The 15,293-nt window shown below is 38.0% G+C and carries 13 protein-coding genes; 8 read left to right on the forward strand and 5 right to left on the reverse strand.

The annotated features are described in order from the left end of the window. Positions 1–14 precede the first annotated feature (14 nt). Both HQN86_RS15575 and HQN86_RS15580 read left to right on the forward strand, forming a co-directional pair. Positions 15–1,028: a Gfo/Idh/MocA family oxidoreductase gene (locus tag HQN86_RS15575; protein WP_172661829.1), complete on the forward strand. Its 1,014-nt coding sequence runs from the start codon at positions 15–17 to the stop codon at positions 1,026–1,028. A gap of 3 nt (positions 1,029–1,031) precedes the next feature. Continuing rightward, complete coding sequence (locus tag HQN86_RS15580) at positions 1,032–1,811, forward strand: M90 family metallopeptidase (RefSeq protein WP_172661830.1); 780 nt, start codon at positions 1,032–1,034, stop codon at positions 1,809–1,811. Here HQN86_RS15580 and HQN86_RS15585 read toward each other — a convergent pair. Further along, positions 1,806–2,795, reverse strand: a complete 990-nt coding sequence (locus HQN86_RS15585) for an alpha/beta fold hydrolase (RefSeq protein WP_172661831.1) — start codon at positions 2,793–2,795, stop codon at positions 1,806–1,808. The two genes, HQN86_RS15580 and HQN86_RS15585, sit on opposite strands and share 6 nt — an antisense overlap. Positions 2,796–2,883: 88 nt before the next feature. Here HQN86_RS15585 and hutH point away from each other — a divergent pair, with 88 nt between their 5' ends. Next, positions 2,884–4,377, forward strand: coding sequence for a histidine ammonia-lyase (hutH, locus tag HQN86_RS15590; protein ID WP_172661832.1), 1,494 nt, complete (start codon positions 2,884–2,886; stop codon positions 4,375–4,377). A 66-nt stretch (positions 4,378–4,443) separates the two neighbouring features. On the opposite strand, the gene HQN86_RS15595 is transcribed toward hutH, so the two are convergent. Beyond that, entirely contained in the window at positions 4,444–6,765 is a 2,322-nt protein-coding gene (locus tag HQN86_RS15595) for a TonB-dependent receptor (protein ID WP_172661833.1), read from the reverse strand. Between the two features lie 122 nt (positions 6,766–6,887). After that, positions 6,888–7,232, reverse strand: a complete 345-nt coding sequence (locus HQN86_RS15600) for a hypothetical protein (protein WP_172661834.1) — start codon at positions 7,230–7,232, stop codon at positions 6,888–6,890. 72 nt (positions 7,233–7,304) lie between these two features. Here HQN86_RS15600 and hutU point away from each other — a divergent pair, with 72 nt between their 5' ends. The 5 genes from hutU (at position 7,305) to HQN86_RS15625 (ending at position 12,139) form a co-directional block, all read left to right on the forward strand. After that, positions 7,305–8,957 carry a urocanate hydratase gene (hutU, locus tag HQN86_RS15605; protein ID WP_172661835.1) on the forward strand — a complete coding sequence of 551 codons (1,653 nt, stop codon included), beginning with the start codon at positions 7,305–7,307 and terminating at the stop codon, positions 8,955–8,957. Positions 8,958–9,068: 111 nt separating this feature from the next. Beyond that, positions 9,069–9,722 carry a TetR family transcriptional regulator C-terminal domain-containing protein gene (locus HQN86_RS15610; protein ID WP_172661836.1) on the forward strand — a complete coding sequence of 218 codons (654 nt, stop codon included), beginning with the start codon at positions 9,069–9,071 and terminating at the stop codon, positions 9,720–9,722. Between the two features lie 6 nt (positions 9,723–9,728). After that, a complete protein-coding gene (locus HQN86_RS15615) occupies positions 9,729–11,030 on the forward strand; it encodes an ABC1 kinase family protein (protein ID WP_172661837.1) in 1,302 nt (433 codons plus the stop codon). A gap of 183 nt (positions 11,031–11,213) precedes the next feature. After that, on the forward strand, positions 11,214–11,642 hold the full coding sequence (locus HQN86_RS15620; RefSeq protein ID WP_235207291.1) for a response regulator transcription factor: 429 nt from the start codon (positions 11,214–11,216) through the stop codon (positions 11,640–11,642). Between the two features lie 20 nt (positions 11,643–11,662). Further along, positions 11,663–12,139, forward strand: a complete 477-nt coding sequence (locus tag HQN86_RS15625) for a nuclear transport factor 2 family protein (protein WP_172661838.1) — start codon at positions 11,663–11,665, stop codon at positions 12,137–12,139. Here the strand turns inward: HQN86_RS15625 and hisS are convergent. Then, positions 12,132–13,520 (reverse strand): histidine--tRNA ligase, encoded by a 1,389-nt coding sequence (gene hisS, locus HQN86_RS15630; protein WP_172661839.1) that lies wholly within the window; start codon positions 13,518–13,520, stop codon positions 12,132–12,134. The two genes, HQN86_RS15625 and hisS, sit on opposite strands and share 8 nt — an antisense overlap. A gap of 96 nt (positions 13,521–13,616) precedes the next feature. Then, a complete protein-coding gene (locus HQN86_RS15635) occupies positions 13,617–15,269 on the reverse strand; it encodes a pyruvate dehydrogenase complex dihydrolipoamide acetyltransferase (RefSeq protein ID WP_172661840.1) in 1,653 nt (550 codons plus the stop codon). Positions 15,270–15,293 lie beyond the last annotated feature (24 nt).

A 15,293-nucleotide genomic window follows, 5' to 3' on the forward strand; every position in this document is an offset into this window, starting at 1 on the left:
AAATTTATATTAAAATGGAAAAAAAAATTATAACAGGCTTGATGGCCTACGGAATGTCTGGAAAGGTATTTCATGCCCCTTTTGTTGATGCACACCCGGGTTTTAAATTACATGCTGTAACTGAACGCAACCAAAAACAAGCCGCGGATGATTATCCGGGTGTAATTAGTTATAATACAATAGACGATTTAATAGCTGATGATGCTATTGAACTTATCATTATAAACACACCGAACTATACTCATTTTGATTATGCTACCAAATCGCTAAGTGCCGGAAAGCATATTTTAGTAGAGAAACCATTCACTGCTACATCAGCAGAAGCAAAAGAGCTTTTTGAATTGGCTGATCGTACGGGTAAAAAAATATTCTTTTACCAAAATAGAAGATGGGATAGCGATTATACAGCTGTACGTGAAGTAATAGAAAGCGGAAAATTGGGAAAACTGAACGAAGTTCACTTCCGTTACGACAGGTATAGATTAGCGATTGGGCCCAAAACATTTAAAGAGGAACCTATAGCAGCAAGTGGATTGATGTATGATCTGGGTCCTCATTTATTAGATCAGGCCATTAGTATATTCGGAAAACCTGAGACATTCCATAAAATTTTAGGTAAAAATCGTAAGGGTACTAAAGTTGATGATTACTTTTCTATCCATTTAGGCTATCCGAATAGTGTTAATGTTTTTGTTCATTCTAATTTGTTATTAGTGGATGCATTACCTGCTTTCGTTCTACATGGAGAAAAAGGTTCTTTACATAAGGAAAGAACCGATATTCAAGAAGAGCAACTGTTAAAAAGAATGAAACTTTCTGACGCCTCCTATGGAATTGAACCTGAAGGAAAAGAAGGCAAATTGACATTAATTGATGAGCAAGGAAATAAAACGGTACACGCAGTACCTTCTTTAAGGGGAAGCTACCTGCCATTATTCGAGGCAGTTTATCAGAGTGTTGTTAATGATGTTCCTTATCCGGTTACTCAAGACCAGGTAATTACTCAATTAGAAATTCTGGAAGCATAATAAATGGAAGGTTTATTTATTCTCATCCCAATATTACTTTTGGTACTTTATTTTATACTTAGAAAAGATAACCGCCATAATTATGTAAGCTTAAGTGAAGGGGATAAACAGTTGCTATTTAAAAACGTAAGTTACTATCAGCAACTGGAAGTGGATGATAAACCCAGATTTGAACAAAAACTTTCCGAGTTTTTAAGCTATGTCCGAATTGAAGGTGTTGGAACTGAGATTACAGTTTTAGATAAACTTTTAATTGCTTCAAGTGCCATTATTCCGGTCTTTGGTTTTGCTAACTGGAAGTATAATAATCTAAGCAGTGTAGTTTTATATCCCGACACCTTTAATACTGAATTTCAGTACGAAGGTGGAGAAAGAAGGGTTATGGGTATGGTAGGTAATGGATTTATGAATGGGCAGATGATCTTATCGAGATCTGCCCTTCTGCAAGGTTTTTCAAATAGTGCTGACAAAGAGAACACTGCAATTCATGAGTTTGTTCATTTGCTGGACAAGTCTGACGGAGCAACCGATGGAGTACCTGAGAACTTATTGAAACACGAGTATACCATTCCATGGGTTAAAATGATCCATGAGGAGATACAGCGCATTGAAAATGGCAAATCAGATATTAACCCTTATGCCATAACCAATGAAGCAGAATTTTTTGCCGTAGTTTCAGAATATTTCTTTGAAAAACCTGAGCAGTTTAATGCAAAACATCCGGAATTATACGACATCTTATCTAAAATATTTTTACAGAATCCGGCAAATAAAACATTATAGACTACCTAATAGCGCTACATTAAATTCAGTAGATATTTCTATATGCGGGATATGCCCGCAAGCTTCGAACTCTACAATTTTCGCACCTGGTATTTTAGCAGCAGTCTGTTTACCCAAAAGTTTATACTGCCCGTATAACGCCTGCTGATCAGGACTAAGCAATCCTTTTCCAACTATAGTTTTATCTTCCTTACCAATAAATAGTACTGTGGGCACTTTAATATTGTAGAATTCATAAACCACCGGTTGTTCATAGATCATAGTATAAGTCAGGGCTGCAACTTTTGCCCAACGTGGAAAATCACCACTATAGGTTACCCCTCCGGCAATTCGCACTAGTTCCTCATACTCGGCTTTCCAAACAGTAAAGTAAGAACCTTGATAGTATTTCCTAATGCTTTCAGCGGTTGCCATTAATTCCCTTTTATATTGTTCTTCGGTAGTCGAATAAGGTATAAAACGACGATAATCTTCTAATCCAATAGGATTTTCAAGCAATAGTTTTTCAGTTTTTTCAGGATACATTAGTGCAAATCGGGTAGCCAGCATACCTCCCATAGAATGACCCAGGACACTAACTCTTGTAATACCCAAACCATCTAACAACTCTTTATTCCATTTGGCCATTTGATGAAAGCTATAATGGATAAAGGCCTTTGACGACTTACCAAACCCGATCTGATCAGGCACAATAACCCTAAACCCTCTGCTTGTTAGTGCTTTTATAACATTTGTCCAGTAATATCCTCCAAAGTTTTTACCATGAAACAACACCACTGTTCTCCCGTTGTTAAGTTGGGTTGGGGGGATATCCATATAAGCCATGCGAAGGTCTTGCCTCTCTGTATTAATGGCAAAATATTTTACAGGATAGGCATATTTAACATTTTCTAAATTGATAGAAATCGTATCAGTTTTTTGAGCAAATACTGAGGCAGCTGCACAGAATAAAAGAAAGAAGGATAAGGATATTGTTTTTAACATAGGTTAGTTTTAAAATGAAACAATAATAAGGTAGTGAAAGTTCTAAACTTAAGCATTATTTATAATTTTGCTAAAATATAAACAAAGAATGAGCATTCATTATTTAGGTCAGGAAAGGTTATGCCTTGCCCAGATCACAAAAATCATCGCAGAAAAGCAAACTATCGAACTATCTGCCAGTGCTATTGAAAGAATTGAAAAGTGCAGAAAGTATTTGGACAATAAACTAAATCATAGTGACGCTCCGATATATGGAATAAATACAGGTTTTGGATACTTGCAAAATGTAAAGATCGAGGCCGAAATGTTATCCCAATTGCAGCATAACTTACTTTTATCTCATGCATGTGGTACAGGAGAAGAGGTTCCTGCAGAAATTGTAAGACTAATGCTTTTACTGAAAATACAATCGCTTAGTTATGGGCATTCTGCAATAGCATTAACTACGGTTCAAAGACTTATCGCCTTTTACAACAACGACATTCTACCTGTAATCTATACCCAGGGATCTTTAGGTGCATCCGGGGATTTAGCTCCTCTTGCACACCTTGCTTTACCACTAATAGGTGAAGGCACTGTAATTTACAAAGGAGAAAAGATTGCTACCGCTGATCTGTACCTTACATTGGGTTGGCAGCCTCTTGTTCTACAGTCGAAAGAAGGCCTGGCGCTAATAAATGGCACTCAATTTATGAGTGCATATGGGATTTACTGCATTTCTAAAGCGCAGCATCTTGCAAAGTGGGCGGATGCCATAGCTGCCATTTCAATTGATAGTTTTGATTGCAGAATAGATCCATTTGATGACCTTAGTCACCTTATAAGACCTCATATAGGCCAGCTTCAAACTGCTGCTAGTATAAGTAATTGGTTAAAAGGAAGTGAGTTGATTAAACAGGATGGTAAACAAACACAAGATCCTTATTCTTTTAGGTGTGTACCCCAGGTCCACGGTGCAAGTAAAGACAGCATCAATTATATACAATCTGTTTTTGAAACGGAGATTAACTCCGTAACGGACAATCCGAATGTTTTTCCCGATGAGGACAGAATCATTTCTGCCGGTAATTTCCATGGACAACCACTGGCCTTAACGCTGGATTTTATGTGTCTTGCTTTATCAGAGTTTGGATCAATCTCCGAAAGAAGAACTTTTCAACTGATCTCCGGACAAAGAGGCTTACCTCCTTTTCTGGTTAAAAATGCAGGGTTAAATTCAGGGTTAATGATAACACAATACACTGCGGCATCCATTGCCAGCGAGAACAAGCAACTATGCACACCCGCATCCGTGGATAGCATCGTTTCTAGCAACGGGCAAGAGGATCATGTGAGCATGGGAGCAAATGCAGCAACTAAATGCTTGAGGGTTGTAAATAATTTAGAAAGGATTCTGGCAATTGAACTGCTAACCGCTGCACAGGCTTTAGAATTTAGAAGACCTCTTAGAACATCTCCTGAACTGGAGAAATTGATTTTTGCTTTCAGACGAGAAATTCCGGCCCATGAAAATGACAGGTTACTTTCCGTAGAAATACGAAAATCGGTACAATTTATAATAAATGTATATAAGGAAGTATGATAACTTAAAAATAAAAGAGGGGGCAAATATCAATTTGCCCCCTCTTTTATTTTGTCCATCAATGGTTTACTTTTTTAAAGTAAACGGGATGTTAACTCCAAATGTAACATTTCGTCCCTGATTATAGATACCAAGAGTTGGGTCTTCATCACTTAATCTTCCAGGTTTAAATCGGCTTAAATGATCATAATAAGTTTTGTCCAGCAAGTTTTTACCTGCAATGTAAATCGTAATATCTTGAGTTTTACTAAACCTAACAGTTGTTCCAATGGCCGCATTTAAAAGCGTATAGCCAGATGAGGTCTGTTCAAAACTGTCAATTTTACTCTGCTTAAAGAAATTATCAATACCAACAGAAAGATAAGAGTGCTCGGTTCCATTTATTTTTGGCTCAAAACGCAATTCATTGCGTAAAGTCGCCGCAGGAATAAAGGGCAGAGATTCCTTCGTAGTACGATTGGTTGCTCTGGTAAAGGAGAATCCATTCTCTAAGTGAATAAAACTCACAGGATGTAACGTTAAGGAGGCCTCTATACCGCGTAAAAAGGCATTATCCTGGACAAAGTTGTAGACAGGGAAATTTCTGCCATCCACTTCTTTCGTTTCTCCGCTGGTATTATAATAGATATAATCATTAATATAATTTGCAAATCCACCTAAACTGGCACTTAGATACTTGTTCTCGTAATCAAAAGATGCATCAAACTGATAACTCTGCTCTGGCTTAAGGTTTGGATTACCTACCTCATAACGAAATACTCCTTCATGTACTCCGTTAGATGATAACTCTGCTATATTGGGTGCTCTAAAAGCACTTCCGGCATTAGCCTTAAAACTTAATGCATCATTAAATTCATGGGTATAGCCAAGGGCTCCGGTAATGTGTGAAAACTTGTTGCTAAACGCACTAAAATCTACATCATCAGTATGAAAATCTTTACCGGTCATTTTTCTATAATCGAACCGGGCACCAATGTTAAAAGTATTTTTGTCCCAAGTTTTCTTAACAAAAGCAAAGCCACCAAATGCCTGACTGTCAAAATCAGGGATTAGCTGCTCCTGCCCCCCTGTATTTAAACTATGGATGAATTCGCCCGAAACACCCACTACAGGAGCCCAGCCATTCACCTCATTAAAAGAGTACTTCAAATCATAGCTATAAGTATAACTGTTTAAAAACAACGCAGGATCTTCATCTGCCGCCTCAAGTTCTCTCCTTAAATTATGCTGATAGCCCAAAGTTGCTTTTAGACTGCCTTCACCTAATAAGATATTACTGTTTAAGGCAACTTTATAATGACGAACATCTTGTTTTGGAAATGCTAGTGTTCTGTCTTTATTCTGCTCATCTGTAAATGGAGCTCCATCTTCGTTTACAAGTTGCCCATCTTCATTTCTCGCCGGTTCATAGAACCCAATATTAGTGCGGAAACTCGATGCATCTAAATGCGCATAACCCCATCTTTTATTTAACCCGATCTGCCCTTCAAAGTTAGATTCATTAAATCCAGAATTAGGAACATATTCTGTTGGTGTTTGATAAGAGTAGGCATTTTTATACGAACCTCTTGCTCTATAAACAAATCCGTTTTCGTTACCTTGAAGCATTAATGAGCTACCCGTCAAACCATTGTTGGTGGCATAATTGGTTAAAAACTCTCCTTTTATGGTTCCTTCTGGAGCCGGTAGTGCATCGAGGATGTTAATAACTCCGCCTAAAGCGTCAGATCCATACATTAAACTTGCCGGACCCTTTAATACTTCAACCCTGTCTGCACTGTATTGATCTATTTCGATTCCGTGTTCATCGCCCCATTGTTGTCCTTGTTGTTTAACGCCATTATTTAGCGTAACTACTCTATTGTAGCTTAAGCCACGGATAACAGGCTTTGATATTCCGGCTCCAGTTGTGATTTGAGATACACCTGGTGTACGGGATATAGCATCTATTAGATTAGTTGAAGGACGATACAGCAAGTCGGCCTTGCTTACAGTTGCTATTGAAGTGCTATTTTTTTTGTTATCGGAACTATTTGCAGATCCTGTTATAACTACTTCCCTTCCCTCTATCACGCTTGATTTTAGGGAGAACTCCATTGCCCCCACACTTTTAAAGTCGACAGTTTTGGTTATTGTTTGATATCCGATGTATCTAACCTGTACAAGAAAGCTTCCGCGGGCGGGTACATTTTTCAAGGTAAATTCACCAGATTCATTCGTCATAACAGAAACCCGAAGGTCTGGGATTAAAATCGATGCTCCAGGCAACGGTTGCTGGGTTTCAGCATCCACTACTTTACCTTTTAATTCTATTAGTTCAGTAGCAAAACCAGTTGCAGAGAAAAACATATATAGTAGTACAACTATTAAAAATTGTATCTTTTTCATGAATATAATTATATGATTACAAACCTCCTGAATGCTCAGGCAGGCTTCAATTGAGTGTATAAAATCATGATGCACCGCATAAATCCATGCGAGGTCATGACAAGCAATAAATTAAAAGAGTATTAAGCTATTGGGGGGCCCCTTAACCCTAAGCGGATTAAGTCAGCATAAGAGTTGCTAATTGCCTCTACAGGTTTTAAACCAGATTTACTAACCTGGTATAAAGTGTAATGAGAATGGGTAGTGATGTAATCTTTTTCGAAATGAGCAGCACATATTAAACAAGTGTCGGCATGCTTACGCACGTGAAATTGATGTTTACAGGTCTCTCCATTTTTTGCACATTGCGTCTCTTCCTCATGATGACTATGAAGAATGCTAAATGGCGTAAGTGCAATGGAAAAGACCATTAACAAAACGATCGAGATAGCTTTATTGATATGTAAAACCTTTTCTTTCAATTTCAAAAACCAAACTTAACCAATTCTATATAATTATATACATTTGTCTGGTAACATTGCCTTTATATGACTGCTATTATGAATTTAAATCTTGATCTCAGTAAAAAAAATACACCAACCGGCACTACATTAACCTGCAAAGGTTGGGTACAGGAAGCCGCTTTGCGAATGTTATTGAATAACCTTGACCCAGACGTTGCAGAACGTCCGGAAGAGCTTATTGTTTACGGTGGTCGTGGCAAGGCTGCAAGAAATAAAGAAGCCTTGGCATTAATCATTAAGGCGTTACAAAACCTGGAAGACACAGAGACCTTGTTAATACAATCGGGCAAACCTGTAGGAATATTACCAACACATAAAGACGCGCCAAGAATACTGATATCCAACTCCCAATTAGTGCCAAAATGGGCTACCCAACAGCACTTTGATGAACTAGAGGATAAGGGCTTGATGATGTATGGGCAAATGACAGCGGGTTCATGGATTTATATAGGCTCGCAGGGCATCGTACAAGGCACCTATGAAACGTATTCGGCATTGGCAAAAAAGCACTTTGACAGTAATTTAAAAAACACTTTAAATGTTACGGCTGGACTTGGGGGTATGGGAGGTGCACAACCACTTGCAATAACAATGAACAAGGGTGTATGCCTGGCAGCTGAAGTCGAAGAATGGCGCATTCAGAAAAGATTAGAAACACGTTACATAGACGAAATTGAACATGACATAGACGCTGCAATTGATAGGGCATTGCAATACAAACAAGAAGGTAAAGCATTATCCATCGGTGTGGTTTGTAATGCAGTTGAATTATTACAGCGATTGATAGATAGAAGTATTACACCTGATACTTTAACTGATCAAACTTCGGCACACGACCCTTTAATTGGATATTTCCCTGAAGGATTGAGTGTTTCGGAAGCCAATGCTTTGCGTACTGCAAATCCTGATAAGTATGTAGAACGCTCTTATGCTACAATGGCTAAGCATGTGCGACAAATGCTGGAATTACAGAAAAGAGGAGCCATCACATTTGATTATGGCAACAATCTTCGTGGGCGCGCACTGGAAGTTGGTGTTAAAAATGCATTTGACTTCCCTGGTTTCGTTCCAGCTTATATTCGTCCACTTTTTTGTGAGGGCAAAGGCCCTTTTAGATGGGCTGCTTTAAGCGGGGATCCACAAGACATTTACGAAACAGACAAATTGATCCTCGAATTATTTCCTGAAAACGAAAGTTTAAAACAATGGATTACCATGGCCCAGGAACGAATTGCATTCCAGGGTTTACCTGCCAGAATTTGCTGGCTTGGACAAGGAGAACGCGAAAAAGCTGGCGTTGCATTTAATAAATTAGTGGCCGAAGGAAAGGTAAAAGCTCCGATTGTAATCGGTAGAGATCATTTAGATACAGGTTCTGTTGCTTCGCCAAACCGGGAAACAGAAGCAATGCTGGATGGTTCAGATGCTGTGGCAGACTGGCCCATTCTTAACGCATTAATTAATACCGCTGGTGGAGCAAGCTGGGTTTCACTTCATCACGGTGGAGGAGTTGGAATTGGGTATTCCATACATGCTGGAATGGTAATCGTTGCTGATGGTACTGGCGATGCTGAAGCGCGCATTAAACGTGTGCTACATAATGATCCGGCACTGGGGGTTATAAGGCATGCTGATGCGGGATATGATATTGCAAAGGACACCTTAAGAAAACATCGTTTAGGCCTGTAAAATCTGGCTCCGTTCAACTTTTTATTACAAAACGATGATAGAATAATTCAATAACTTTAAATGGTTTTTGAAACATGCTAACTACTTATACGTTATATAAATAAAAAGGAAATGGCAACTGCTCAGCAAATTCGAAATGGTTACATCGATTACGTTTTAATGAACGATGAGAAACCTAAATCAGTTTATAGTTTTGTTAAAAAATTAAAAATATCTGAGTCCGATTTTTATGAGTTTTACGCCTCTTTTGAAAGTATAGAAAAGATTATATGGGTAGAATTAATAGTAGAAACCATTGATACTTTACAGCAACAGGAGGTTTGGAACGAGTACTCATCCAGAGATAAAATCCTAGCTTTTTTCTATAGCTATGTTGAAGTACTCAAAAAGCAAAGAAGCTTTGTAATTTATAGCCTTAAAACAACTAAAGATAGATTCTCGACCCCTGATGCACTTTCGGGAGTAAAACCAATATTTGAACATTTTGCTGAAGAGATCTTGAACGAAGGCCTGGAAACAGGAGAATTGGCAGAAAGAAAATTTTTCAGCAAAAGGTATAAAGACGCCCTTTGGATTCAATTTGCTTTTATAGTAAAATTCTGGGTTAGTGATGATAGTACGGGGTTTGAAAAAACTGATGAGGCAATAGAAAAAGGCATAAATGTAACCTTTGACCTATTTCAAAGATCACCTATCGACAATCTGTTGGAATATGGAAAGTTCCTCTCAAGGAACGGGCATTTTAAAGAGAAGATGAGATTTTAAGATCAAATGAAAGAGCAAAGCAGTATCCCGGTAACTAAAACGCAGAGGTCAGCAAAATTTGTAAAAACAGGGTTTCAGATCGGTGGCAACTATATCAAACACTATTCTAAGAAACTATTTAATCCACAACTGACTAATGATGAGTTAAATGAAGACAATGCTACAGACATTTATAAATCACTTAGTGAACTAAAAGGAAGTGCATTAAAGATTGCCCAAATGTTAAGCATGGATAAAAATATCCTCCCTAAATCTTATATTGATAAGTTTACACAATCACAATATAATGCTCCCCCACTGTCAGGGCCACTTATTGTAAGAACTTTTACCAAAAGCTTTGGGAAAACTCCAGAAAAAATCTACGACAAATTTAATCTCAGATCAACCAATGCCGCATCAATCGGCCAGGTTCATACTGCTGAATTAAACGGGAAAAAACTTGCAGTGAAAATTCAATACCCAGGTGTTGGCGATAGCATCTCTTCTGATCTTAAAATGGTAAAGCCCTTTGCTTTTCGTTTATTAGGTATGAGCGAGAAAGAATTGAATATTTATATAAAAGAGGTTGAAGAGCGTTTATTAGAGGAAACCGACTATGAACTGGAAGTAAAACGTTCTATCGAGTTTTCTGAAGCCTGTAAAAATTTAAATAATGTTGTTTTCCCAACTTACTACCCGGAACTGTCGGGAAAGAAAATAATCTCGATGGATTGGATAGATGGTCATCATCTAAAAGAATTTTTAAAGACAAAACCTTCACAGGAATTACGAAATAAAATTGGTCAGGCCCTTTGGGACTTCTATAACTTCCAGCAACATGAATTAAGAGCAGTTCATGCTGACCCTCATCCCGGAAATTTTTTGATCACTCCGGAAGAAAAACTAGGGGTTATCGATTTTGGTTGTATAAAGGAAATGCCAGATGATTTCTATTATCCTTTTTTCTCACTCATATCTACTGATGTGATTAAAGATAAAGCTAAGACAATTGAAGCATTTCGAAAACTAGAAATGATTCATAAGGAAGATAATCCCGAACAGATCGAATTCTATTATCATGCTTATCGTGAAATGATTGAACTATTCGCGAGGCCATATACAAGCGAAGTATTTAATTTTGACAATCCGGATTTTTTTGCACAGCTATATTCCTATGGCGAAAAGATTTCTAAGATGGCCGAGTTTAAACAAGCAAGGGGCGTTAAGCATTTTATTTATGTAAACCGGACAAATTTTGGCCTATATGCCATTTTACAAGAGCTTAAAGCGATTGTAAATACAACTACATACAAACCTCATTTGAAATAAGAAAGGGCATAGTCGCCACAACCACACCCATTCTAACCTAAAACTCTATTCTTGGACTTTAATAATGTAAAAAGGTTCAATGAAACTCCCAGATTATTTTAACGTTGCACCAGTAACCATTAGGCATACTATTGCAATAATTTGTTCAAATTTCTCAAATAAACAATAAACAAATCATTCTACTTGAATATATTTGTACTATTAAATATCTCTATTTTGGCAAAAGGCTCTACAATTTACAAAAACATACTTGTTATTGAGGATAATCACGCTATCCTTGATGTGATCACCTTGATTTTACAAAGTGAAGCATATAATGTAACAGGCCTTAACAAGAGCGCAGATATGATGTTTCATATTGAGCAGCTTAAACCGGATTTACTTATTCTTGATATCATGTTGCCTGATGGAGATGGCCGCGAATTGCTAAAAACACTTAGGTCTGATGCAACTACGGATCAAATCCCTGTATTGATGATATCTGCGAGATATACAGCTCAAAATGTTGAACATGGTGAATACAAGCCAAATGGTTTTCTTGCTAAACCATTTGACATTGATGATCTTTTGGACAAAATAGAAGGCATTTTGGCCGGTAAAACTTACATCTAAACCAGATAAACGTTGCTGTTATGACTCAAAATGAAGAATTGATCCGCCACTTTTACGCTAGCTTTCAAAATAAAGACGTAAAGGCTATGCAAGATTGCTACGCCGATAGTGCTAGCTTTAGCGATCCTGTATTTACTAATTTAAATGCAAAACAGGTACGTTCTATGTGGGCTATGCTTATCAAAAGCGGCAAGGATATGCGAATTGAGTTTAAAAATATTTCTGGAAATGAGATGGGGGGAAGCGCCGAATGGGACGCATATTATACTTTTTCCGCTACAGGAAACATAGTAGTTAATAGAATTAACGCCTCCTTTCTAATAGAGAACGGAAAAATAACAAAACATACTGATCAGTTCAATTTTTACACATGGGCTAAACAAGCTCTTGGATTTACAGGGCTTTTATTAGGATGGACAACCTTTTTAAGAAATAAGATCAGCACTAAAGCAAAAAGAAATTTGGAGAACTTTATGGCTTCCTCAAAGACTAATTAACTTTTAACAGTTCAACAACAGCAGCAATAGTTAGCTTTTCTTGTTGCCCGCTTTTCATGTTTTTCAATGTTAAGACATCATTGCTCATTTCTTCACTTCCGATGAGTATTACGTAAGGAATATGTTTATCGTCGGCATAGCTCATCTGCTTTTTAAGCTTCGCAGAAGACGGATATAGTTCCGCAGCAATATTTGCCCCACGCAGTTGCTGTAAGATTGGCAGAGCATATCTTTCGGCTTCCTTATCAAAGTTACTGATCAGAACCTTTGTGCCTGCAGCTGCAGATTCAGGGAAAAGATTCAGTTCCTGTAATACATCATAAATTCTATCCGCACCAAAAGATACCCCAACCCCCGTTAAGCCCTTTAAACCAAACATACCGGTTAAATCGTCATATCTTCCTCCTCCTCCAATGCTCCCCATAGAAACCTCATTGGTTTTCACTTCAAATATGCAACCTGTATAATAATTCAATCCTCTTGCCAGCGTAATATCTAATTCAACATTCGGATTCATAGACGAGTCTGCTTTAAGCATTGAATTTACATAGTCAAACACCGCCTCTATCTCTTCAACGCCTTTAAGTCCTGTTGCTGAAACAGACAATACTGTTTTTAAACTATCCAGCTTTTGTTCGTTAGTACCTTCAAGCAAAATAACCGGCTTTAACCTATCTATATCTGCTTCAGTAAACCCACGCTCCAATAGCTCTTTAATTACGCCATCTAAACCTATTTTATCAAGTTTATCAATAGCAACAGTCATATCTATAATTAATTCAGGCTTACCTACAACTTCAGCAATTCCTGATAATATCTTGCGGTTATTGATCTTTATTGTAAAGTCCTTTAACCCAAGGTTGCTTAAAGCTTCCTGATAGATCAATATAAACTCAGCCTCGTTTAATAAACTATCAGATCCAACAACATCCACATCACACTGATAAAACTCTCTGTAACGTCCCTTCTGTGGTCTGTCAGCACGCCAAACAGGTTGTACCTGGAACCGTTTAAAGGGGAGAGAAATATCATTCTGATGCATCACAACATAGCGTGCAAAAGGCACCGTTAAATCGTAACGTAAGGCTTTTTCGCTAATGGATGATGTAACAGCATTTGAATTTGCTTGCGAAAGCAGTTCCGGCTTTACCTTAGAAAGGAAATCACCACTGTTTAATATCTTAAATATAAGTTTATCGCCCTCATCACCATATTTACCAGTTAAGGTTGATAGATTTTCCATTGAGGGCGTTTGTATCTCTGCATAGCCATATTTTTTAAACACCGTTTTAATGGTATCAAAAATATAGTTACGTTTTACCATTTCCTGTGGAGAAAAATCTCTGGTTCCTTTAGCTAAAGAGGGTTTGATATTCGACATGAGCGCAAAAGTACAAAAAGTAACAAGCATAAAAAAGCTTGCCTGTATTATACACAGGCAAGCTCAATATTTAAATCCCCTTGAAGAGAATTCTGATTAAACTAATAACCTAACAGGTTCTTCCATTAATGCTTTAAATGTTTGCAGAAATGCAGCACCTGTAGCGCCATCAACCGTACGGTGATCACAACTTAAGGTAACCTTCATTATATTTCCTGGAACAACAGCACCATTTTTAACAACCGGTACTTGTGAGATTCCGCCTATAGCAAGAATACAAGAATCAGGAGTATTGATGATAGCAGTAAATTCATCTATACCAAACATACCTAAGTTTGAAACAGTGAAAGTTGAACCTTCCCAATCAGCAGGCTGTAATTTTTTAGCTTTTGCACGTTGTGCGAAATCCTTAACCTCAGCAGAAATACGGGATAATGATTTTCCATCAGCAAAACGTACTACAGGAACCAATAATCCATCTTCAACAGCTATAGCTACACCTATGTTTACATGCTCGTTGTAACGAATTGCATCTCCTCTCCAAGAAGAGTTTACATTTGGATGTTGTTTTAAAGCCACAGCTACTGCTTTTAGAACTAAATCATTGAATGATAGTTTAACAGGCGAGAATTCATTCATCTTAGTGCGTGCGGCAATGGCAGCGTCCATATCGATAACCATGGTAAGGTAGAAATGCGGCGCAGTGAATAAGCTTTCGCTTAAACGCTTAGCAATTACCTTACGCATTTGAGAAACAGGTTTCTCAGTGAATTTCTCTTCGCCTAAATACTGTGCAAGTACCGGTGCAGATTTTTCCGCAGGGGCACCTGATTCAGTTGCTTTGGCAGCAGGCTTAAAGTTTTCAATATCTTTTTTAATAATACGTCCACCATCTGCACTACCAGCAACCTGACTAAGGTCAATTCCTTTTTCCTGGGCAATCTTTTTAGCTAACGGAGATGCTTTTACGCGATCAGTGCTTCCTGAAGCAAGAGGAGCTTCTTCTTTCTGAGACACTGGTGAAGATTTCTCTTCAACTGGAGCATCAGATTTTTTATCAGCAGCAGGTTTTGCCGGAGCGTCGCCCTGGCTAAGTATTCCACTAATGTCAGTTCCTTCCGGACCTACAATGGCAATAATCCCATTAACTTTAGCTGCCTGCCCTTTTTCAACACCAATGTGTAATAAAGTTCCTTCAGCATAACCCATTACCTCCATAGTAGCCTTATCGGTTTCTACGTCAGCAAGGATGTCATCATTTTTAACTTTATCACCTACTTTTTTATGCCATTCAGCAATTACGCCTTCAGTCATAGTATCACTTAATAAAGGCATACGAACAACCGTAACACCTTGTTTCTCTAAATCTGCATCAGTTATTGCCGGAGCTGAGGCAGATTCCTTTTTCTCTTCAACAGGTTTCTCCGATGATGATTTATCTGCAGCAGGTTCTTCTTTAGCAGCAGGTGTTGCACCGCCTTCCGCGTCAAGGGCAGCTTTGTAATCTTCACCCTCTTTACCAACTACAGCAATAATAGCATCAACAGGAACAGCTTTACCTTCTTCTACACCAATGTACAATACGGTACCATCCCAATATGATTCTAAATCCATGGTTGCCTTATCGGTTTCCACTTCGGCCATAACATCGCCGCTTTTAACTTTATCGCCAACTTTTTTATGCCACTTAGCCATAACACCTTCTGTCATGGTATCGCTCATTTTGGGCATTCTAACTATTTCAGCCATTCTATATATCTATTGAAATGCGTT

This window comes from Pedobacter panaciterrae (assembly GCF_013204795.1).
GTDB classification, from domain to species: Bacteria; Bacteroidota; Bacteroidia; order Sphingobacteriales; family Sphingobacteriaceae; genus Pedobacter; species Pedobacter panaciterrae.